The organism is uncultured Tateyamaria sp. (genome assembly GCF_947496075.1).
Classification (GTDB): Bacteria; Pseudomonadota; Alphaproteobacteria; order Rhodobacterales; family Rhodobacteraceae; genus Tateyamaria.
In genome coordinates this window covers 193,270-214,353 of record NZ_CANMBJ010000003.1, presented here as the reverse complement: position 1 = coordinate 214,353, position 21,084 = coordinate 193,270, and the positions used below count along the sequence as shown (strand labels likewise).

At 56.9% G+C, this 21,084-nt stretch carries 16 protein-coding genes and 1 pseudogene; 6 read left to right on the top strand and 11 right to left on the bottom strand.

The window, feature by feature from the left end; all coding sequences use genetic code 11:
• Positions 1–29: 29 nt before the first annotated feature.
• From Q1A51_RS11950 to Q1A51_RS11930, 5 genes are read right to left on the bottom strand one after another with little or no spacing between them, the layout of a single operon-like run.
• Positions 30–1,607: a hypothetical protein gene (locus tag Q1A51_RS11950; RefSeq protein ID WP_299671344.1), complete on the bottom strand. Its 1,578-nt coding sequence runs from the start codon at positions 1,605–1,607 to the stop codon at positions 30–32.
• 10 nt (positions 1,608–1,617) lie between these two features.
• Positions 1,618–2,379 carry an SDR family oxidoreductase gene (locus Q1A51_RS11945; RefSeq protein ID WP_299604902.1) on the bottom strand — a complete coding sequence of 254 codons (762 nt, stop codon included), beginning with the start codon at positions 2,377–2,379 and terminating at the stop codon, positions 1,618–1,620.
• Complete coding sequence (locus Q1A51_RS11940) at positions 2,376–3,665, bottom strand: FAD-binding oxidoreductase (protein ID WP_299604904.1); 1,290 nt, start codon at positions 3,663–3,665, stop codon at positions 2,376–2,378. The genes Q1A51_RS11945 and Q1A51_RS11940 overlap by 4 nt, the downstream gene beginning before the upstream one ends.
• A gap of 32 nt (positions 3,666–3,697) precedes the next feature.
• Positions 3,698–4,117 (bottom strand): GtrA family protein, encoded by a 420-nt coding sequence (locus Q1A51_RS11935; RefSeq protein ID WP_299206218.1) that lies wholly within the window; start codon positions 4,115–4,117, stop codon positions 3,698–3,700.
• Positions 4,118–4,127: 10 nt separating this feature from the next.
• Entirely contained in the window at positions 4,128–5,669 is a 1,542-nt protein-coding gene (locus Q1A51_RS11930; protein ID WP_299604907.1) for a UbiA family prenyltransferase, read from the bottom strand.
• 550 nt (positions 5,670–6,219) lie between these two features.
• Between Q1A51_RS11930 and Q1A51_RS11925 the strand changes: the two genes are divergently transcribed.
• The 6 genes from Q1A51_RS11925 to Q1A51_RS11900 all read left to right on the top strand — a co-directional run bounded on the left by Q1A51_RS11925 (position 6,220) and on the right by Q1A51_RS11900 (position 14,305).
• The gene (locus Q1A51_RS11925) at positions 6,220–7,995 is read left to right on the top strand and encodes an AsmA family protein (RefSeq protein ID WP_299604909.1); all 1,776 of its coding nucleotides are present in this window, start codon (positions 6,220–6,222) and stop codon (positions 7,993–7,995) included.
• A 75-nt stretch (positions 7,996–8,070) separates the two neighbouring features.
• Positions 8,071–9,609, top strand: a complete 1,539-nt coding sequence (locus Q1A51_RS11920) for a DUF2723 domain-containing protein (RefSeq protein ID WP_299604911.1) — start codon at positions 8,071–8,073, stop codon at positions 9,607–9,609.
• 314 nt (positions 9,610–9,923) lie between these two features.
• Positions 9,924–11,000 (top strand): DUF4185 domain-containing protein, encoded by a 1,077-nt coding sequence (locus Q1A51_RS11915; RefSeq protein WP_299604913.1) that lies wholly within the window; start codon positions 9,924–9,926, stop codon positions 10,998–11,000.
• 274 nt (positions 11,001–11,274) lie between these two features.
• Positions 11,275–11,529, top strand: a complete 255-nt coding sequence (locus tag Q1A51_RS11910; protein WP_299604915.1) for a hypothetical protein — start codon at positions 11,275–11,277, stop codon at positions 11,527–11,529.
• Positions 11,526–13,016, top strand: coding sequence for a sulfotransferase (locus Q1A51_RS11905; RefSeq protein ID WP_299604917.1), 1,491 nt, complete (start codon positions 11,526–11,528; stop codon positions 13,014–13,016). Before Q1A51_RS11910 ends, Q1A51_RS11905 begins: the two co-directional genes overlap by 4 nt.
• Positions 13,013–14,305 (top strand): arylsulfotransferase family protein, encoded by a 1,293-nt coding sequence (locus Q1A51_RS11900; RefSeq protein WP_299604918.1) that lies wholly within the window; start codon positions 13,013–13,015, stop codon positions 14,303–14,305. Before Q1A51_RS11905 ends, Q1A51_RS11900 begins: the two co-directional genes overlap by 4 nt.
• Before the next feature lie 115 nt (positions 14,306–14,420).
• On the opposite strand, the gene Q1A51_RS11895 is transcribed toward Q1A51_RS11900, so the two are convergent.
• From Q1A51_RS11895 to Q1A51_RS11870, 6 genes and pseudogenes are all read right to left on the bottom strand, one after another.
• Positions 14,421–15,311, bottom strand: a complete 891-nt coding sequence (locus tag Q1A51_RS11895) for a PfkB family carbohydrate kinase (RefSeq protein ID WP_299604921.1) — start codon at positions 15,309–15,311, stop codon at positions 14,421–14,423.
• A complete protein-coding gene (gene ugpC, locus Q1A51_RS11890) occupies positions 15,308–16,366 on the bottom strand; it encodes a sn-glycerol-3-phosphate ABC transporter ATP-binding protein UgpC (RefSeq protein WP_299604923.1) in 1,059 nt (352 codons plus the stop codon). The genes Q1A51_RS11895 and ugpC overlap by 4 nt, the downstream gene beginning before the upstream one ends.
• A gap of 3 nt (positions 16,367–16,369) precedes the next feature.
• A pseudogene (gene argH / locus Q1A51_RS11885) lies at positions 16,370–17,884 on the bottom strand (argininosuccinate lyase); the annotation flags it as partial.
• Between the two features lie 4 nt (positions 17,885–17,888).
• Positions 17,889–18,761, bottom strand: a complete 873-nt coding sequence (locus Q1A51_RS11880; RefSeq protein WP_299604925.1) for a carbohydrate ABC transporter permease — start codon at positions 18,759–18,761, stop codon at positions 17,889–17,891.
• A 2-nt stretch (positions 18,762–18,763) separates the two neighbouring features.
• Positions 18,764–19,657: a sugar ABC transporter permease gene (locus Q1A51_RS11875; protein ID WP_299604927.1), complete on the bottom strand. Its 894-nt coding sequence runs from the start codon at positions 19,655–19,657 to the stop codon at positions 18,764–18,766.
• A 72-nt stretch (positions 19,658–19,729) separates the two neighbouring features.
• Positions 19,730–20,983: an extracellular solute-binding protein gene (locus Q1A51_RS11870; RefSeq protein ID WP_299604929.1), complete on the bottom strand. Its 1,254-nt coding sequence runs from the start codon at positions 20,981–20,983 to the stop codon at positions 19,730–19,732.
• Positions 20,984–21,084: the final 101 nt, after the last annotated feature.

Here is a 21,084-nt window from a genome sequence, read left to right as displayed (position 1 = left end):
CATGCGTTCTGGCGATGTGCTCTAGCCGACTAGCTGTTTTGGGGACCGACAGGATTAATGTCTGTCTTGTTCGCCGGTCGACGCTCGTAAAGGAACCAGGCTTCGCTCGTCTTCGTCAGTTCAAAGTGCTTCTCGAGGTATGGACCGTAGATTTGCTGCATCTTCTCGGTCGTTCCTTCTGCGACGGGCTGCTTGGGGATCATGACGACCTCCACACCACCCAGCATCTCTTCAGCAGGAAGATGGACCTCGAGATCGAAGTTGCGGTTGTCATGCATCCAGGCATTGCCCCCTTCTTGCGGCGGCAATCCTGCAAGCGAAGCGAAAGGGCTGACAAAGTCCATGACCAGCACGCGTGATGGCGACCTATCAAGCGAGGCAAGCAACGCGCTGCCGCTTTCCAAGGTCTGTCCGTAGCCGCTGTAAAACTCGAACTGCCCCTTGTTGAGGATGTTGACGATCCGCAAGCCTTGGCCGTTGGGTGTTTCAAGCGCGACGCCCGCCCGTTTAGCGGCAACCGTCGCGTGAACGCCGACAGCGGCTGCGGAGGAGAGCGCTATTGGTAGCAGCAGGATTAAGACCACAAACGGCGCGCCGCGGACAACAGTTTGTAGCGTTGGGGAGGCCGTCTGTTGATGACGTGACAGTATCTCTGCCGCGACGGCGGCACCCGCCAGCATGCTCACAATCCCGATCATCTGAAAGTTTTGGTTGAGCAGCGCGAAACCTGACGCACCGCAAAACCCATAGAACAGAAAATCTGTTACGCGTGGCCGCTGCCAAAGTGCTAAACCCGCAATCAGGGCGAAAACCACGTATTCACCGGAAGTAAGAAGGAAGGATCGCGCATAAATGTAAGGTTCGATGACACCGCTGACTTTCGTGGCTTCGACCAGATCAGAAATATGCATCCATGTGCCACCCCAGAACGCTTCGACCACAAGCCCGATGATCCCGCACAGCGCAATTGCTCCGACCGCCCAACGGCGTTGCCCATATTGCAGCAGCATCAGGATAAGGAACCCAAAGGCAACGACCCCGTAAGTCATCTTGGTGTAGGCCAGTAGCATCGTCAGCGTCGCCGCCGCGGCGGCATCCAACCACCCCTGCCATCGCACGAGGCGTTCAGGCTGCAGATGCATCACCAGCAAAATGCCCAGCAGCGCCCAGCCGATGCGATTGTAGAACATTGCGAACGAAATTTTTGCAGGTATCTCGCCCGTGTTCATCGGTGTGGCGAGCAACAGCATCAGAAAGATGGCGAGCGGCACACCAATCAACGGGCGCATCCGTGTCCCCAAAACATGGACCATGATCGGTGCAGTCACCAGCATCAGCGCCGCCATTCCCAAGGGCATCGCCATACCAAGCTGCCCAGTCAGCCAGTATCCAAAGCCGGGCAGGTAGTAGTTCAGTGGCCCCAGAGCGGTGTGAAAATCCTGATTTGGCACCTGGCCATGAACCACCCGATAGGCACCGTCCAGGAAAATCAGGATGTCATTGAAGTACATGGACGTAGCGGTCACCCCAGGCAGAACCAGAAGGGCCGCACAGATCGCCGTTGTTGCCCATGTCGCCATGGCGATAGGCGAAAAAAGATTGCTCACTCGTGACACCTCAGAGCTTCAGCTTCTTGAATATTGTTTCAGGAATGGACCGGATGATGAACATGATCAGGCGCCAGACACGCAACACATAGATGACGTCGGCCGGCCGCGTCTGAAGCCCAGCGATGCGCTCGGCAACAGCATCCGGTTCGGCAGTCAGCGGGCCGGCAAGGTCCATGCCTGCAGTCATGCTTGTGCGCACGAAGCCTGGTTTGACGGTAACCACCTGCACATCTGTGCCCGCGAGCCGGTTGCGCAACCCTGAGAGATAGGCGGAAAACCCGGCCTTTCCCGCGCCATATACATAGTTCGAGGCCCGACCCCGATCACCGGCAACCGAGCTGACCCCAACGATCAGCCCGCGCCCACGCGCGGCGAAACGCGCGGCCACCATCTCAAGCAGCAGGGCGGGGCCTTCGAAATTGGTGCGCATCACTTGTGTCGCGTATTCCGCATCCTCCTGCGCACGTTGCTGATCGCCCAACATTCCGACAACACACACCACGGTGTCCGGTAATGCATCAAGCCGATCCAGAAATGTTTCAAACCGTGCCGCATCCAGGATATCGAGGGGGCGTACAGCGACTTCGTGTGCCCCCGTCCGTGTCCGGATATCGGCTGCGTTGCGCTCTGCGCTTTCGACGTCACGCGCAGCGAGCGTGATCTTCCAGCCCATCGCGGCATAGGCCGCCGCCACCGCCCGACCGATGTCAGAGGTGCCGCCAACCAAAAGCAGACTTTTCTGCGAGGGCTCTTGATCGGTATCGCTCATATTCCCAGCCTCTCAGACAGTTTCGAGGCCATCTGGCCTGTTGCCCCAATCTCGTTCCGAAGTCGTCGGAACTGATCAAGTTGCGGATAACCTGCAACAAAGGTCTCCGACGACTGGGTCGCATCCTTTGCCAGATACATCCGCCCACCCGCTTCCACGACCAGCGCATCAATCTCGGCCAGCAATGGCATCAGTTTATCGCTCAGCGGTATGTCGAGGGCGAGTGTCAGGCCCTCCATCGGAAAGGACATCAACCCAGAGCCGGACGCTAGACGCTTGAGGACAGCCAGAAACGAACCGGCGCCGTGGCTAGAAATACGTTCGAGTATCTCGGACACCACACTTTCAGCCTTGGCATCTGGGATGACGCATTGATGTTGCACAAAGCCGCGCCGCCCGTAGATACGGTTCCAGTTTGCAACACCGTCGAGTGGAAAGAAGTAGGCGTCCCAAGGCACGAGCACCGTCCGGTCAGCCTTTCGAGCACCGTTCCTGTAGTAAAGCTCGTTGAATGCCTTGACCGTCGTCGCATTCAACATCCAGCTGGGCATGTCGGTCGGAACCCCGATCCGACCATTCCGTGCGTGCGGAAATGGCACATCCCCCCACGGCAGTTGGTCTTTCCTAGCGTGCTCCCCTTCCAGAACCAGTGACCGCCCCAGTGAGGCGCCGCGGGCCAGCACATCAATCCAAGCCACGGTGTAGGTCGCGCTTGCGGTCTGGCGCAGCAAGGCAACTGCCTCGCTCAGATTGCGCGCGACATGCGTGTTTTGGCGGATCCAGCCAGTTTCTACCTGCTTCAAACGAAACCCAGCGGATAGGATTGTTCCAGTCAGTCCCATACCGCCAATAGTGGCGGTGAAAAGCTCCGCGTTTTCGTCCCGACTGCAACGGACAACCCGGTCATCTGGCAGTGCCAGCATCAGCCATTCGACGTGATCGCCAAAGGTGCCATGGTTGTGCTGGTTCTTTCCATGCACATCCGACGCGATCATGCCCCCAACCGTGACAAAGCGGGTGCCGGGGACACAGCATGGAAAATAGCCGCGCGGCAGAAAGGTCGCGATAATGTCCGCCAAAGACACACCCGCCTCGGTTGTCAACAATCCCGTGTCAGGATCGAACCCCTTCATCCGGTTCAGCCCCGTCGCATCAAGAGTGTTGTTGCGCCCGATGGCAGCGTCCCCGTACGACCGTCCAAGACCGCGCGCAATTACGCCCGGCAGGGCTGCAGTCGCCTCGGCAGCCGGGCGGATGTCAAACGCCGCATTAAGCGGTCCCGACACGCGGGGATATCGGCCCCAACCGCTCAAGTCTTTCAAACGGTGCTCTCCCTGAAGACATGGCGCCGATCAAGCCAGAACTTGAGAATGTACCCTATACTGAGGCCAAGAACCGCACCAAGATACTTGGCGAAATCCGTCTGCCAGATGGCATGAAACCCAAGTTCGAATGCCCAGAAGATCAGAGTTGTTAAAACGCTGAACAGACCGGAGAGGGTGATGCGCTGCGCTTCACCAAAGGGCGTCGTGTAACGTTCGCGGAACGTCCAAGTCTTGTCGACAACATACTTTATGAAAAAGCCGACCAGCGTTCCGACAACGATCGACACCATCAGGTGTGCATCCGGCACGCCGCGCACAGTCATCTCTTGGGCAAGGAGGTTCGCTAGCACCGACAGGACTGCGGTTGCCACATAGCGCCCAATTGGGTGACCTTCTGACAGAAATCTTAGCATGACCTGCCCGTCAGATTGCCGATACGAACACCGCGAGCATCGCAAGGCCGCTTAGCCTGCTCATCGGGTCCTTGATGGCGAAGACGACCGGATCATCCTGCATCTGCCGCCGCTGCGCCAGGATGAGTGCCCGGCCGATCCAATAAGTCATAATCGGACACGCTAGCAGGAGGATCTCGGGATTGCTGTAGAGTCTGGTGACAGAACTGCCGGATACATAAAGCGCAAGAACAGTCACGGCATTAAAGCCAGCGGCTGCAGACAGGGCCGCAAGCATTCCGAGGTCCACATTTTCATAGTCCCGGTTGTCTGGCGACGCTCGATCCGCATCTGCACAGGCGGTTAGCTCTACGAACCGCTTCATCAGCGCCAACGACACGAAGATCGAAAGCGCAAACACCATCAGCCAGGAAGACAGCACCACACCTATTGCCACTGCACCCCCCAACAGGCGGATGGTGTAAAGACCTGCCAGCGTCAGCACGTCGACGAGCAGAATCTTCTTGAGGAAAAAGGAGTATGCTGTCGTCATCGCAAAATAGATGGCCAGAACCAACGCAAATGCTGGTGACAGTGAAAGCGCCGTCACCGTTGCGAGGACTAGTAGGATCGGCACAACAAGCATTGCATGGATTAGTGAAATGTCGCCTCGCGCCAGCGGACGATCCTTCTTGGTCCGGTGTGCGCGGTCGTCTTGAAGGTCAACCAAATCATTCAGAATGTAGCAGGCCGACGCCGCAAGGCAGAACGCCACAGCCGCGACCATCGTGATAAACAGGTTTTCAAAACTAAGCGCATGCGCTGCAATCATCGGCATAAAAACAAGGGCGTTCTTGGCATATTGATGGACACGGAATTGCCGTGCCCAATCGCTCAATGTCGACCGATTGTGTTCAACAAACTGCGCATGCGGAGCCATTTCACGCAGACGCGTCGCGACACGTTGGGTTGTCCGAATGGCAATTGGCTGGCGCGCATGTTCCCAGACTGGCAAATCGGCAGCGCCGTTGCCGACGTAGTCGAAACCCTTGCTTCCGAACTCTTTCACAAGGCGTTCCGCCTTGGCCCTGCCAGACAGGTTCACCGACGAAGTTGTTGCAAAATAGCCTGAGAAAATACCCAGATGATCTGCAACTGCCTTTACCATGTCCTCGTGCGAACCCGACGCCAGATAAACGGAACGGCCCGCAAGGTGCGCAAGACGGATCATCGACAGGATCGTCTTGTCATAAGGCAGAGTTTCAGGTGCACAATCAGCGCCCGCGCACAGGAAGTGTTTCAATGCGGCTCTTCCATCACCGAGCGACTGAAGCATACCAACGATCGCACCAGGATTGCGTCCCAACCGGCGAAACGTGGTCTCAACCAGCAAATCTGAGCGTAGCAAGGTGCCATCAAGATCGACCACCAACGGTGTGTCGATGGCTGTTTCCAGATCTGGCAAGCTTACATAGGCCTCGACCCGATCCCGGGCCAACGCATCGCGTTGACCTTCGTGCAGTTGCTGCAAGTCAGAGTTGGACATGCTATCGACGTGGTTCTTGACCGACATGCGTAAATCTCTCTCTGGTTGTTCCCGTTACGAGGCCAGTTCTCAGCGATCGATGTGGTGACGGCACATTCAGGTTCCTTTTCAGCATTGCGCCGTGCGTCTGACCGCCCAACCCTTCAAAAGCCTCATATGAACAGGTCACAGTCGGCAGCTGATTGGCTGGTTGAAGCAGCGTGGGTACAAAAGCAAAAAGGTTGCAAACCTGATGGCAGAGCAACTTTGGCATCGGCAGGGATGCGCCCAATTGAGAGGGGTATCGGCGGCGGAAGGCCGGGAAATGGGCTGCAAATATGATGACCCACGCCGAACAGATTGCCTACATTGTAAACTAAAACGTATCTAAAACACCGTGTCTTAGGAATCATTCTTCGGAATGGTGACAAGCCCTGCGGTATGAAATCTGTCGCTCAGCGGTGCCGGCCTCAAACTGCGGAAAGGGTATTGAGGATGTGATCCGAAGGCACAAACCGCCGTTACATTGTGAACGGTTGGGAGGAGTATGATGAGAACAGGAAACGGACAAAGTTTCGGTCTTGCAGCACGATGGGTTATGGTCGCCCTTGGCCTTCTGTCGATTTGCGCAGGGGCGTTCTTGCTGCTTTCAAAGCTGAACCTGGACAGCGTTGTGCGTGACAGCATCAATCACGAGCTTGGGCGTCTCGCCAGTTCCGATTTGATGTTGCATGAATCCTCCGAAGTCTCGATACGCCCCGGCTTCCGAGTTGTCGTTGCGGACCCGGTCTTCACAGTTGACCAGGCCAGTATGGCCGAAGGATTCCTGACCTCAGGTCGGCTTGATGCAACGCTCAGGGTCGCGCCACTGCTTGCGGGGCGCGGAGAAGTCGCAAGCCTGCACTTGCACCGTCCGCACATCTCGTTGGATCAGGACGGCTTGGCAAACTCTTTGTGGTCAGAATTCGCGTTTGCAGAAAAGGATGCCAGTGAAACGCCTGCCAATATCGTTGTAACTGATGGCGTTCTGGATTTTGCTGGCAACACCAGCATCTCCGGCCTGAACCTTTCGGTCATGCAACGGGGCACATCCGAAGGAATTGCGATCAACGGCGATTTCATTGCCGGGTCCCACCGTACCTTCATGGACTTGCAGGTTGATGATCCGCACGCCTTTTTCTCAGAAGGCGGAAGCGAGGGGGCGCTGTCTTTGAGCTTTGACGCGGTGGCCGCCGATGAGGACAACAACCCATCAGATGACACAACCGACAACAGCCTATTCGCAGATCTGCTGCCTGGTCTAAGTAGTTTGAATATCTTTGGGCCGGGCCCCCTGTTGATCGACGGGCATTTTGCAGTGACGCCCACGACAATCCGCCTCTCCAATGCCACGTTTTCAAAGGCTGGTATTACGCTTGAGGGAGATTTGACTCTGCGCACGACGTCAAACACCTTGATCATCCCAGGACTGCAAACACTGCAGGTTTCGGCAGATGCTGTCATTTCCGACGCGATCAAGAGGGTCGGTGAAGGGAATTGGACTACTGCGCCAATCACAACCCATTGGCTTAGGGGATTCGAAATCGATTTTGATTTGGAAGGTCAGGACATTGCATTCGGCGGCGCTGCATTTGATACCGTGAGCGTGTCGTTCGTCTCACGCAACGAAAACATGTCTTTGGACATGGTAGCGCAAGGTGAGACATTGGGCCGGATTGAAGCGAGTGCTGAAATCGACCGGGCAGCGGACCTGTCAATGTCTGCCAAAATTTCTGATGCGTCCATTTACGAAATCTTGCAACCGATATCTCGCAAGATGCAGAAACGTCTGATTGGCACACCCCAGTTGCCCGAGGGCATACTCAATGCAGATCTGCAACTTGCCGGGCGCGGTCAAACGCTTGGTGAAGTCTTTGAAAGCATGGCTGGTTCTGTCACGGCCTCAATGCAGGATGGCAGCCTCACAGGGGCTGATGTGACCGCAACGCTTGAGACGCTGGCAAACGGCCGCCAGTTCATGACCAAGGAAAAGGGTCCGCTCATCCCAGCTGCTGGTCGTACGCAGTTCGATTTTATCGACAGCCAAGTTGGAATCGAAGCGGGCACAGCGCGTATTTCGCGGCTAAACATTGCAGGTGACCGGCTTGAAATCGACATGCTGGGCGAAGTCGGCCTTAAAAGTGGCGCAGTGTATGTCATGGGCAATGCCCAACTGTCGGCTGCACAAACGACAGAGACCGAGCAGGTCGCAAAGAATGTCGATTTGCCCTTTGGAATCGGAGGGACGCTCTTTTCACCCATGGTCGCCGCGGGCGTACCGCAGCTTGAGATCGCCGCAACACCTGGGCGACCGGGCAACACCATTCAGAGATAGGTTAAAGTATTCCAATGCTCCAAGGCGATTGACCGTCGATACGGCAGCCTAACGCGGCATGCGAAACGAGAGAAGATGCCCACCACCACCCAAACACACGATCGACCCGCCTACCAAAGCCCATGGCTGGCGATCACGATTTTTCTGGTCTGGTTGACCTATTACTCTAGCCTGCTCTTTCCCGGCCTCGGCGGGATGCTGAATGCGGGTGACTCTGCAAAGTTCCAGACCCTCGGTCATACCTCAATTCTTGTCCATGGGCCCGGATATCCGTTTGTTCTGCTGATTGGGACGATCGTGCGTGTGCTCGATCTTCCGTTCGAACCCTGGCGCGTCATGACCATAGCCCTTGCATCTTTGCCCGGCGCGCTTGCAGTCACTATGGCGTTCCTGATCGTGGGAAGGCTGACCCATAGCGTATTTTTCGGTGCGGCAGCCGCATTCCTTCTGGGCAGCGCCGGTCTGATGGCCGTGCAATCGACTGAGGCCGAGGTCTATCCCCTCGCTTTGGCGTTCATTCTTTCCGTCGTGTTTGCGCTGATCCTCTTCGTCGAGACCAAGCAAACATACTATTTCATTCTCGCCTGCGCGATCTATGCGCTGTCTTTCGGCAATCATCTCATGATGGTCATGCTGGCACCGGTCGGCCTGCTGGTGATGGCCACACACCACCGCATTCTTCTGCGCCCGCGTGTTCTGCTTGCTGTTCTTGGGTTACTTGCCGCTGGGGCCAGCCAGTATCTCTATCTCGCATGGGTCACACACGCCCCAACCACAGCGTACTCCGAATACCTGCCTCTGCCGCCGACAACGTCCGAACTGATCGACTACATTGCGGGCACCTATTTCGGCGATCTCTATGGCTCCGGCCTCAAATCGCTGCAAACCGCATCGGTCTTGTTTGGCACGCTCAGCCAATCTCATCCAATGATTTCATTGCCCATTATAGCACTTGGTCTTTTGGCGTTCGGTATCGGCTGGCGCAGGCGCAATGCCGATTGGGCAGGTATCGCGCTCTTGCTTGGTACGGCACTTGCATTTCTGCCCTTCGTGATCTGGTACGGGGCTTACGATATCCAAGCGTTTCACCTTCCCGTATTAGGCCCGCTGCTTGTCGGTGCGGTCGCAGCTATCGGTTGGTGGCTGAAGGGATGGCCAAGACTGCAACCTTGGCTCGGTGTGCTCCTTTTGGCCATGGGCGTTTTACGTATGGCTGAAATGGCCTTGTACCTAGCCGCCCGCGAACCAGATTACGCCGACTTGGTCGATAAGTTGGGCATCGTGATGGCACAGTCCCCCGTGGATAATCCTGTTGTGTCGATGTCCTATGAGCTGAGGATGGCCACGCTCTACCACGAGCTTCTGGGTGAGGTGCCGCAACCGGCGACCTACCGCGTCACGTGGCGGACAGAGGAGGCGATACCTGAACTCGGCCCTGTTGGAGGTGTCGTCATTCCGACCGATGGGGAACAGATGTTACGCTGGATCGAACACCGCAATCCGCACCTGTCGTGTGTTACGCTGCCGATCACTCAACCGGAGCCGGTAACGTGGCCGGCCTATGGTTTTGTTTGCACCCGCTTGGGAACATCACAAGAGCTGCCACAGGAATAGGCATCCTTCGCCGATCAGGGTGGAATGACGCTGTATGACGCAGCGTCAAGATTTCTTACATTACGTCATATGAGCGATAATCCGCTTGATATGTTGACAGGCGCAACGCACGTATGTGCGACGGGTTCCTTACTGATTCTCATGCAGTGCCCGAGACGTTCCGACTACAACCGTGTTCCGGCCATAGAAGGTACTCTTATATGCGCATATCCTCAGCTCTGTTTGGTGTATCGCTTTCAGCTTTCATCTTCTCCTGTTCTGGTCAGTTGCCTATGGCAATTGCTGATGTAGAAAGTACTGACACAGTTGATGTGATGGCGTTGTCGGACTTTGGACAACAGAGCGATATGCTGGAAACATCGACGCCAGGCGCACTGCGCATCGTGGATACTGAAATCGTGAACCAGCTGACGGGGTCCGGATCCCAAAACGCCACGGACACGCGCTGGAACGTGCATGGCACGGATCTGGGCCACATGTTTACCCATAAGGGCGAACTCTACATGGTGTTCGGTGACACATACGGACCAGATGGCGGCGATTGGCGCAGCAATACCATAGCACGCATCGCCGATCCTGACCCGGCCAACGGCTTCTCGATCTCTTCAATGATCGAAAGTGCGACAGGAGCGGCCAAGGAAATTATCCGCTCGGCGAAAATACCCGGCTTGGAATGGACCGTCATTCCGACAAACGGCATCTCGCTTGGAGAACGGATGGTGCTTCACTACATGTCTGTGCGCATGTGGGGCGCTGATGACAAATGGTATGTCCGCCGTTCCGGCCTCGCTTATTCCGATGACGACGGTCAGAACTGGACAAGATCGGAAACCGCGATGTGGCCTGCAGGCACGGGCTTTGAGCAAGTGGCCTATGTTGAACACGACGGGATGATCTACGTTTTTGGTATTCCGCAGGGGCGGTTCGGAGGTGTACGGCTTGGCCGTGTTACCCCACAGGACGTATTTGACCCAAGAGCGTATATGTATTGGGACGGCCAGGGATGGTCCACCAACATTCATAACGCCAAAGCGGTGGTTCCAGCACCTGCAGGCGAATTGTCCGTCGCATGGAGCAACGTGCACCAATCCTGGCTGATGATGTATCTTGAGCCTGTCGAAAAAGCGGTCATTCTGCGCAGCGCACCCACAATGACCGGCCCATGGAGCGCGCCCCAAATCGTCGCGCATGCCGATGAATATCCGGGTCTCTACGCACCCTATTTCGTACCTGGCCTGGAAATCGACGACGCAGTCTATTTCACCATGTCGCGCTGGAAGCCAGTCTACAACGTCTTCCTGATGAAGGGCAAAATCGAGGCTCTGGGTGTGGACATGGCTGCGGTCGAAGCAAGTGAACCGGATATCGAACTGGAAACGGCTCGCGAATAGCCAGCGACCATGGCGACTCCTGTACCCCGACCCCGAGACAGTCAAATCTTCTTGATCCAAGGCGGCGTTTCACACTCGACCGCCTTGGAACGCTCAAACGGGCGAAAATGCTCCGTCTGGATTGAGTGATCTGGCAGGCTTTCGCCGCTTTCCGCCCCATACCTTGCTGCTGCATCGGCAACTCACAACTGTGTTGCGAAAAGAGCAAAAGCGATCATGTCGACCTGTCTGATTGTCCCGGTCGCATTTGGTCGTGTTAAGTGAGGATTTCGTTATGAAGCGCGACACATGGGTTTCGGGTGTGACCCACTCACCCACATTACTGGTCATCGCATTGGTTGTGATGCCCGCCGCTGCACAGGCCTATGTTGGGCCGGGTGCTGGTCTTACCGCCATTGGCACGATGATTGCACTCTTGGCTGCGCTCGTGCTCGCGCTCGTCGGATTCGTCTGGTACCCGGTCAAAAGGATGCTACGCGCCCGAAAAGCCAAGGCAGATATCCAGACCCCCCGTGAGAATGAAAGTTGAGCGTCGCCGCCCTTGTTCTGGGCCTTTTCGCATTTATCGCTGTCCTGCGGATTCTTGATGCCCAACGGGTCGCTGGTGGTATCATAGACACAACCCAGCAGGCGTTGTCGGTCATGATGAACAGCGACATCGCCGATGAGGACAAGGAAGCACAGGTACAGCGCGCATCCATCAAGCTGTTGGGTGGGTTCTTCTGGATCACTGCCATAGGTGCCGCATCACTAGGCGCGTCAGCATTCATCGTATGGGGCGGCGCGGCACTTGGTTTTTACACCGTCGACAAGGCAATTTCGGTCGCGCTTGGCTGGCCTTTTATCCTTGGCTCTACTGCAGCCGCCATCGCGCTCTGGATCGCGCTGGAAAAGCTGCAAAAAACAACCCCTGAAGCCAACGCGCCTGCCGAAGTGCCCTACAGCCCGCTCGACAAGGCGCTGCACGACTTCGCCTTTGCATCGCCCGAGCGGCAAATCCGATTGGGTGCTTTGGAAACCAAGCTTTATGGTCGCCGCATTCGTACGGAAACATCCAAAAAACCTGTCTTCATCACATCTCTGCCGCGTGCCGGTACGACGATTATGCTCGAAGGTCTTGCCAGCCTGCCGCACTTTGCTTCGGCCACCTACCAACACATGCCATTCACTCTGTCACCCCTCCTGTGGGGCGGGTTTTCTCGCAAGTTTCGTAAGGCTGGGGACAAAAGCGAGCGGGCGCACGGGGACGGCATCGAAGTAGGTTTGGACAGCCCCGAAGCGTTTGAGGAAATGCTGTGGATGGCCTTTTGGCCCGAACATTTCGCCAACAATCACATCACACCCTGGACCGCGGAAGATGAAAAGCCAGAGTTTGAAGCCTTCTTTCGCACCCACATGGCCAAGATTGTTGCAACGAAGCCCGGCGCCACGCGCTACATCTCGAAAAACAACGCGAACATCGCGCGTTTGGCCCTTCTCGAACGCCTCTTCCCGGACGCGTCCATCGTGGTCCCAATCCGTAATCCACGTGCACAAGTCAGGTCACTTCTAACGCAGCACCTGCGCTTTGCCGATTTGCACGCCCGCGAACCCTTCGCACGCCGATACATGGAAGGGATTGGGCATTTCGAGTTTGGCGCGGCACTGCGCCCAATAGAGTTCAGCACCCTGCGAACAGGTTTACCAACCCCAGAACAAGTAGACTTCTGGTTGCGGTACTGGATTGACGCATATCAACACGTGCTCTCCACAGCGGGGCCGCGTACAGTTTTTGTCGATCACGATGCACTTTGCACCGAACCCAGCTTGCTTTTGCCCGAACTCGCTGCGGCAATCGAGCTCGACGATCAAGACAGCGTCTCGGCCGTGGCCGACATCTTGCGCGCACCCCGCCCTGCCCCCTCTCTCTCTGGTGCGTCGCCCAGCCTGCTGCAACGCGCCGACATTCTACATGCGGAGCTGTGCAGCCAGGCAATTGGTCGCACGCTTTCGCCGACTGGAAAGGTCATGAAATGAAATTGCCATCATCTGACAGCTTTGCCCGAGGTTTTTTCATCGTCTCGCTTGCCTTGATTGCCATGGTGTATGGCATTGTCTCGTCTTGGTGGGGTTGGTTTCCTGCCCCGCAGATCGGTGAAGCACATCGCACGTATCTGGACGTGTCGCGCAATTGGCGCAACGATATCGGGCTTGAACCAACACGTCACCTGGTCGCCCCAAACGATCAGGGTGCGGCTGCCCTTGATCGCGGCTACGAGCGTCGACCCGGGACCGAGCGCGCGCCGGGTTACGTCCTGATTGCAGGGCTCAGCGATGATCAGGATACATCAGTTTTTGCTGTCCGCATGATGGATGAAAACGGTGATGAGATTCACCGTTGGCCGATAAACTACGAAAACTTTGATCCTGACACGCCGCCCCAAAACGTGATGCTTCACGGGATGGAGGTGTTCGAGGATGGCTCTCTCGTCGTGACCTTCGACGTGGGCAATGCCATCGCGCGTGTCGATCAATGCGGGCAAACCATGTGGAGTGCGCGCGGTGGCTTTCACCATTCCATCACCCGTGACGGTGCAGGGGGCATCTGGACGTGGTACGGTGAAGACATGGTGCGCTTGGATGAGGAAACAGGCGAAAAGACCTTTTCGCTGAATCTGCGCAATGACATCATCGCAGCAAAGGGCGGCGATCAGCGTGGCATCTTTGACATTCGCGTGCGTATGCCGGGTGATGCAGCTGAGCAAATCACCTATCTTGATGACCCGTTTCATCCCAACGATGTCGAGATGTTGCGCCCAGAACTGGCCGATGTATTTCCCATGTTCGAAGCTGGCGATCTGATGTTCAGCCTGCGTGAACCAAACCTTGTTGCAGTGGTCGATCCGCAAACAGGGTTGCTGAAATGGTGGCAGCACGGACCCTGGTTCAAACAACACGACCCGGACTTCGAACCTGATGGCACGATCACTGTTTTCGACAATGCCACAGGCGCGATGCGCTCTCGCATTCTCCGGATAGACCCCCGCGACAACAGCATCTCAGTTGACTTCGAAGGGACGGAAGCCGAGCCATTCTATACATGGCGGCGCGGTAAGCACCAAACGCTTCCGAACGGAAACCTGTTGCTGACCGAAGCTGAACATGGGCGTCTTCTGGAAGTATCATCATCAGGAGATGTCGTCTGGACTCATGACATGGTGTGGGATGCCGAAAGCAACCTCATCGTGACCGAAGCGCGCCATGTCTCTGAATCATTCTTCACCGGCGGCATTCCATCTTGCAACAATGTGGTCGCTTCACGTTAGCGCCTGTGGTCGCGAAGCGGCGGGCTTTGAGTTTGTAAGGCTCGAAAACCGGGCCTGGCTTCTGGTTGCAAAGATCACAAGGTCCGGGCCGTACCGAATGTAAAGGACATACATGTTACTCCGCCGCTTCGATTGGAATGCGGTGGAGATCGCTCAACCCACCGGTGCCACCCACCTGTCCAACTGCCGCAGCACCGCAGCGAACACCGGTAGACAATGCCCGGGGCACCCCAACACCGGACAACCACGCGACCAGAAAACCGCCATTGAAAGCATCACCTGCACCAGTTGTATCAACCACCTTGACCGGCAGGGCCGGGCAATGATGCACATCGCCCTCACTCTCGGCGCGCGCACCCCGCGCCCCATATTTCACGACGGTAAGGGGCGCCGCGTTGGCAGGAAGGCCACTGTCTACGAGGGCAGCGTGTTCAGACGCATTGGGCAAGAACAGGTCAACCTCGGAGATAAGGCGCGCCATATCAGCACCCTGATGGACCAAGGCGTCATCCCAACCACAATCAAGCGATACCGTCATTTGGCGGGCACGCGCACGTGCGACAAGGTCGGGATGCTCGACCAGTGTCCGCAGTTCTCCGATATGCAGATGGCGCCAATCTCGGGGCCACTGGGTATCAGGTAACGCCAGTCCGCTTGCATGCGTCAGGAAGGCGCGGTCGTTGCCGAGCACGGACGCAACCGTAATCTGTGGTGATTGCCCGGCAGCGGCGGCGGCACAAAGGGTGGCATCGATCCCAGCCACCGAAATGTCCCGCAGAACGGTGTCGGTGAAAGGGGCAGCTGGCACAGTAGCACATAGCCCCGCCCGGCCTCCCAACGCCTGAATTGCAGCCGCTGTAATGAAAGCGCCACCGCCCGCGTGCAAACTGAGGCCCGGGGCAAACACTTCTTCGCCAAGATGCGGCAAATGTGGCAGATTGGTAAAGATCAGGTCGCAATAAAGCCGCCCCGCGCAAAGGATGCTGGGAAGTGTCCCGCCCGTCACGTCAGAACCGACCCACTGTCGGCGTCAAAGACATGTACGTTGGCGGGATCCGCCGACAGTGTGACATGGGCACCCACGTCGGGCGGGCTGCGCCCATCGGCTTTGGCAATCACTTCGCCCGCCTCGGTCGTCACATAGATCAACGTTTCAGCACCAAGTGGCTCTCGCACCGCAACATGTCCGGTAACAACTGTCGGTCCGGATCCCTGCAACGTCAGATCATCCGGCCGGACGCCCAAAAGGATGGGGCGGCTTGTTGTGCTGGTATGGATGGTGCCCACGGATTGTCCGGACGCGAGCCGAACGCCCCCACCGTTTAACGTGCCGGGCAGCATGTTCATCGAAGGTGCGCCAATGAACTGCGCAACAAAGGTGTTGGCAGGGGAATGGTATACTTCTGAGGGTGTGCCGACCTGCTGGATGTGACCGTCTTTCATGATCACGATCCGGTCCGCCATGGTCATCGCCTCAACCTGATCATGGGTCACGAAAACGATCGTGTTGCCGACCCGCTGGTGCAGCTTCTTGATCTCCAGCCGCATCTGAGTGCGCAGCTGCGCATCTAGGTTGGACAACGGTTCGTCAAACAGGAACACAGCAGGATCACGCACCATGGCCCTGCCAATAGCGACCCGCTGACGCTGCCCGCCCGAGAGTTGCGCGGGTTTGCGATCTAAAAGGTGGGTCATATCAAGGATACCCGCCACTTCGGCAATCCGCGCCTCCTTGTCCGGTCTGGACATGCGCGAGGACCGCAAGCCAAAGGCGATATTCTTCTTCACCGACATATGCGGGTAGATCGCATAGTTCTGAAAGACCATCGCGATGTCGCGTTCCTTGGGCTCAAGGTGGTTGACGACCCGGTCGCCGATCACGACCTCACCGGACGTAACCTCTTCCAACCCCGCAATCATGCGCAAGGTGGTGGACTTGCCGCAGCCTGACGGACCAACAAAGACAATGAATTCGCCATCCGCCACATCAAGGTTGATGCCGTGCAGAACTTCGGTCTGGGCGTAGGCCTTCGTAAGCGTGCGGAGAGACAGATTGGCCATGGATCAGGTCTCCAGAAGCACAGCGAAGCTGTGGTCGAGCATTGCGCAAGCTGCAACGTGTCGGTCTGCACGAGCTGTCGCGCGTTCGATCAGGCGGCGCAAGTTCGCGTGGTAGACGGAAAACGCAGCGTTTAGCGCCACAGGTGCGGGGCCGCCGGGGCGATCGCGAACAGCAACGAAATGTCGAGCCGAAACAATTGTCGCGAACCGCTCTTCTGAAAGTGCGGAGGCTCGGCCGGTTTCAGCCTCAAAAGCTTCTGCAAAAGAAGAAAAGCCGTGACCAAGAGGCGCGCCAGCCGCAATCACGGCACGCGCCGTCACCGCAGCGATCTCGTGAGCCTGACGAAACGTCAGCCCCTCGTCCCGCACCAACGTGTCCGCCAACTCGGTAATCGTGATGCAGGCTGCATCGGTGTTCCGAGCCACGTTGGTATCACTGATCTCGCAGGCAGGCAGAAACGCCTGCAACAAGCGGAGCATTCGTCCACCGCTTTCAAACGCTGCAAACCCGGCCTGCTGCACCTCGCCTTCGCTGTCGTTCATGTCTGTGAAGGGCGTGTTGTGCATCGTGTTCACAACCATGTCACAGTGCCCGGCTGTGACGCTTGCAAGGTGCCGCATGTGTTCAATGGGGACCGGGTTGCGCTTTTGCGGCATGATGGACGAAATCTGCACAAGGGCATTCGGCACGTATAGCTGCCCAACTTCGAACGACGCCCAGACACCCATATCCTGCACCACGCGCCCCAAATGGACGAAGGGCAGTTTCAGCGCGGAGTACAGGCCGGTCACATAATCGACAGAAGCGATGCAACCATAAGCATTCAGAAGCGGCCCTTCGAACCCCAGAAGTTCCGCCACCCTGCCCCGATCGATAGGAAAACCACTGGTGGTAATCGCGGCGGCTCCCATTGGGCAATGCTCAAGGCCATCAGCTGCCGCATCCAGCCGCTCCATATCGCGCAGCAACACCTCGATCACGGCCGACAGGTAGTGGCCGAATGTCGTCGGTTGCGCGGGTTGGCCATGGGTGTAGGCAACGATTAACGTCTCCTTCTCCAGCTCGGCCTTCTCCAACAATGCTTGTGTGAGGTCTGCGAGCAGCTTCAATATGCCCTGCACGCGCACCCGCAACTCCAGCTTGAACACCGTGTGATCCATGTCGTTGCGGGAGCGCGCGGTGTGCAGTGCGCCGCCCAAATCGCCGAGCTTCGCACGCAAAGCCGCCTCAACAACAAAGAAGTAGTCTTCGTGCTCACCGGTGTAGGTCAGCGCCGCGATATCGGTCTCATCTTTGATGTCTTGCAACGCGTGCGCCAGCGCACGTGTGTCCGCTGATCCAAGGATGCCAGTTTCGGCCAACATCACCAGATGGGCGCGGTTGATCTGCGCCATGCCATGAGCGAAATGCATTTTGACGCCTTCGAACAATGGCGCCAACACCGTGTCGCGGTAGGTTGGGTCGGGAAACGTGGTCTGGTCAGTCATCGCGTCGGACCTCTGGTCGGCGTCTGGCATGTCATCACCCTTTCAGCCCCGCCATCACCACCCCACGGATGATGAAGCGCTGGAAGATAAGGAAGACAACAAGCGTTGGAATGGTCGAGATGGCCGCACCCGTCATGATCAACTCCCACGCCACGTCCGCCTCGTCCCCAAAGCCAGACAGGCCCACGGGGATCGTATACATCTCGACCGAGTTCGTAACGATCAGAGGCCAGAGGAACGCTGTCCAGTTGCCAAGAAATACAAAGATCGCAAGGGCGGCCAATGCCGGTTTGACAAGTGGCAAGGCAACCGTCCACCAAATCTGCAACTCGTTCAGCCCATCGATGCGGGCCGCTTCGATAAAGTCATCCGGTACGCTTTCAAAGAACTGCTTCATCAGGAAAGTGCCGAAGGCTGTCATCAGACCAGGAAACATGATGCCCCAGTAGCTGTCCAGCCAGCCCAGACTCTGGCTCATCAGGTACCACGGGATCACCAGCATTTCGGTTGGGATCATCAAAGTGGACAGGATCGCGATGAACACGATCTGTCGACCGGGGAACCGGAACTTGCAAAGCGTGTAGCCAACCAGACTGTCAAACAGCAGGTTCGAGATGGTTGTGATCGTCGCAATGATGATCGAATTGACAAACCACCAATAGAACCGCCCGTCCTCAAGGACGTAGGTGTAGTTTTCGATCGTCGGCTCTTGGGGGATCAGATTGACGTTATAGACTTCATGCGGCCATTTCAGAGAGGTCGAGATCATGTAGGCGATGGGCATCACCATTAGCACCCCGCCGATAAACAGCAGCAACCAGCGAATGATCTGCCCCATATTGCGCGGCTTGGTGACCGCGGAGCGGTCCAGCGTGGCGGAGGAGGCGCGGATGTCGGTTGCGGTCATGCTCAGTCGCTCCGCAAAAGCCAAAGCTGCGCCAACGACACGAGCAGAAGGATCAGGAACAGCACGACGGTTTGCGCCGCCGCATAACCCATGTTGAAACCGTTGAACGCGGTGTCATAGATCATCAGAACCAGCGGCTTGGTCGAATTCAGCGGCCCGCCCGGGTTGTTCGTGGTCATGTTGAAAACATGATCGAAGATGCGCAGGAACCCGATGGACGAAAAGACGACGATGAACACGATAGTGGGACGCAACAGCGGGATCGTGATCTGCGTCAGGACGGTCCACCAACCAACACCATCTATCTTTGCCGCCTCGTAATAGCTTTGCGGAATCGCACGCAGACCGGCCATGAAGATAATCACCTGGAACCCCAGACCGGCCCAAACTGCCGGCGCCAGAACTGCGGGCAGCGCATTGGTGGTGGAGTTCAGGAAAGCGATCTGCGGGATGCCGACAGAGGCCAGCAGGTTGTTGAACAAACCAATAGGTACGTCCTGATAAAACCAGCGCCAGACCCAGGCCATAGCCACGGCCGATGTCATGAAGGGCAGGAAATACAGCATCCGCAGAAAACCGTGCATGAAGCGCAGTTTGTCGAGGTGGTAGGCAATGACAAAGCTCACCACCAACGACAGCGGCGTGCCGATCAGCAGGTATTCGAAAGTGTTGACAAAGACCTTCCAGAAAACAGGATCATTCAGAAGCTCGACATAATTCACCCACCCGATCCAGGTACGGTCCCCGAGCAGGTTCCACTCCTGAAAGGAAATGACGAAGGCCGTGCCGGTCGGATAAAACCGGATGATCCCATAAAAAAGAACAGGCAGAGCAAGAAATGCCCACGCCCAGACGATCTGTTTCTGCTTGATCGAGAGGTTGGAATACAGCCGCATCGGATGTCCCGAAAATGAGGATGCAGGCCGCCACAGGAGACAGAAACGGGCGACCTGCTGGGGGGAGCGTCGTTACTTGTAGTAGTCGTCAAGTATCTTTTGCTCGGCCTCCGCAGCGATGGCGAGGCTCTCGGCGGCACTCATCCCTTCAAGGGTCATCCGCTCGACCATCTCGACCATCAGCTGACGCTGACCGCTTTCGTTGGCAAACTTGGTGGTGTTGGCATAGGCCAAACCGCGGATGAAGGGGCCGTAGGTCTCGTTGTTCGCATTGGCCTCGGTCAGACCAACCGACGGTTTGGCGGGCAGCTCACCCACCACATCCAACCAGATCTGCATCGCTTCGTCCGAGGTGACGTATTCCATGAATTTCACCGCAGCGTCGTACTTCTCGCCTTCCGCCTTGGTCGTGATCGCGTTCACCCAATACGAAGAATAGTTGGACTGCACGCCGTCCGCTGTAGCGGGAAGCTCTGTCACGCCCCATTTCAAACCGCGTGTCTTGTCCAGCGATCCGATGCGGAACGATCCGTCGATATGGAAACCCGCACGGCCCGCTTTGAAAGCAGCCTGCGGTTCATCCATGAACCCAATAGCAGATACGGCATCATCGCCAGTAAAGAGGCTCGCATAGAATTCCAGTGCCTCTTGCCCAGCTTCGGTGTTGTAGTTGACCGTCTGGTAATCATCCAAATACGGCTCCCCACCGAATTGGCGGATCAGGCCTTCGCGCCACCAATGGTGGTCCTGCGCTGTCATGCCAGCCGTAATACCAACCTGGGTGATATTTCCCGCGCCATCGCGTTTGGTCATCGCCTTGGCTGCCGCCATCAGTTCATCGAAGTTCGTGGGTGGCTCAACACCGGCATCATCCAGCAACCGTTCATTGTAGAACAGAGCCAGCGACCGCACGGCCGTCGGCAAGGCCCAGTATTGGTCACCTTCCTTCATGGCCTGAACCATAGGAAAGAACTGCTCGTCGATCTGCGCCGTGGGGAAGGTGTCAGCTGGCAAGGGCTGGATCAATTCGGCGGCGACATAGTCATTCAGCCAGCCATAGAACAATTGCACCACATCCGGACCTTCGCCTGCAGGGATCGCTGCGGCGACCTTGGTGCGGTAGTCGGCATAGGGAAAGTGGGTCATCGTGACGGTGATGTCTGGATTGGCAGCCTCGAATTTCTCGATCAGCTGTTCCATCGCTGCCACGCGGGCATCAAAGAAATACTGCCAGTACTCAATCTCAACCGCTGACGCAGCGGAGCCAAGCAATGCCATCGCGCTGGTCATCCCGGCCAGAGCCATACCTTTCAGATAACGTGTCATGAACAACCTCTCCTATTGGATGGCGCCGTTTGTCCGTCGCCGATTCCTCTCAGGATTAAGCCAAGCAAGTTTAATATTCAAGTAAGTTGAGTTATTAAACT

Excerpts from the sequence above, each read along its gene's own strand:
- Q1A51_RS11915 (WP_299604913.1), top strand. The coding sequence starts at position 9,924 with ATGGCGTTGTCGGACTTTGGACAACAGAGCGATATGCTGGAAACATCG.
- Q1A51_RS11880 (WP_299604925.1), bottom strand. The coding sequence starts at position 18,761 with ATGACCGCAACCGACATCCGCGCCTCCTCCGCCACGCTGGACCGCTCC.
- Q1A51_RS11870 (WP_299604929.1), bottom strand. The coding sequence starts at position 20,983 with ATGACACGTTATCTGAAAGGTATGGCTCTGGCCGGGATGACCAGCGCG.
- Q1A51_RS11910 (WP_299604915.1), top strand. The coding sequence starts at position 11,275 with ATGAAGCGCGACACATGGGTTTCGGGTGTGACCCACTCACCCACATTA.
- Q1A51_RS11920 (WP_299604911.1), top strand. The coding sequence starts at position 8,071 with ATGCCCACCACCACCCAAACACACGATCGACCCGCCTACCAAAGCCCA.
- Q1A51_RS11945 (WP_299604902.1), bottom strand. The coding sequence starts at position 2,379 with ATGAGCGATACCGATCAAGAGCCCTCGCAGAAAAGTCTGCTTTTGGTT.
- Q1A51_RS11935 (WP_299206218.1), bottom strand. The coding sequence starts at position 4,117 with ATGCTAAGATTTCTGTCAGAAGGTCACCCAATTGGGCGCTATGTGGCA.
- Q1A51_RS11930 (WP_299604907.1), bottom strand. The coding sequence starts at position 5,669 with ATGTCGGTCAAGAACCACGTCGATAGCATGTCCAACTCTGACTTGCAG.
- Q1A51_RS11875 (WP_299604927.1), bottom strand. The coding sequence starts at position 19,657 with ATGCGGCTGTATTCCAACCTCTCGATCAAGCAGAAACAGATCGTCTGG.
- ugpC (WP_299604923.1), bottom strand. The coding sequence starts at position 16,366 with ATGGCCAATCTGTCTCTCCGCACGCTTACGAAGGCCTACGCCCAGACC.
- Q1A51_RS11925 (WP_299604909.1), top strand. The coding sequence starts at position 6,220 with ATGGTCGCCCTTGGCCTTCTGTCGATTTGCGCAGGGGCGTTCTTGCTG.
- Q1A51_RS11900 (WP_299604918.1), top strand. The coding sequence starts at position 13,013 with ATGAAATTGCCATCATCTGACAGCTTTGCCCGAGGTTTTTTCATCGTC.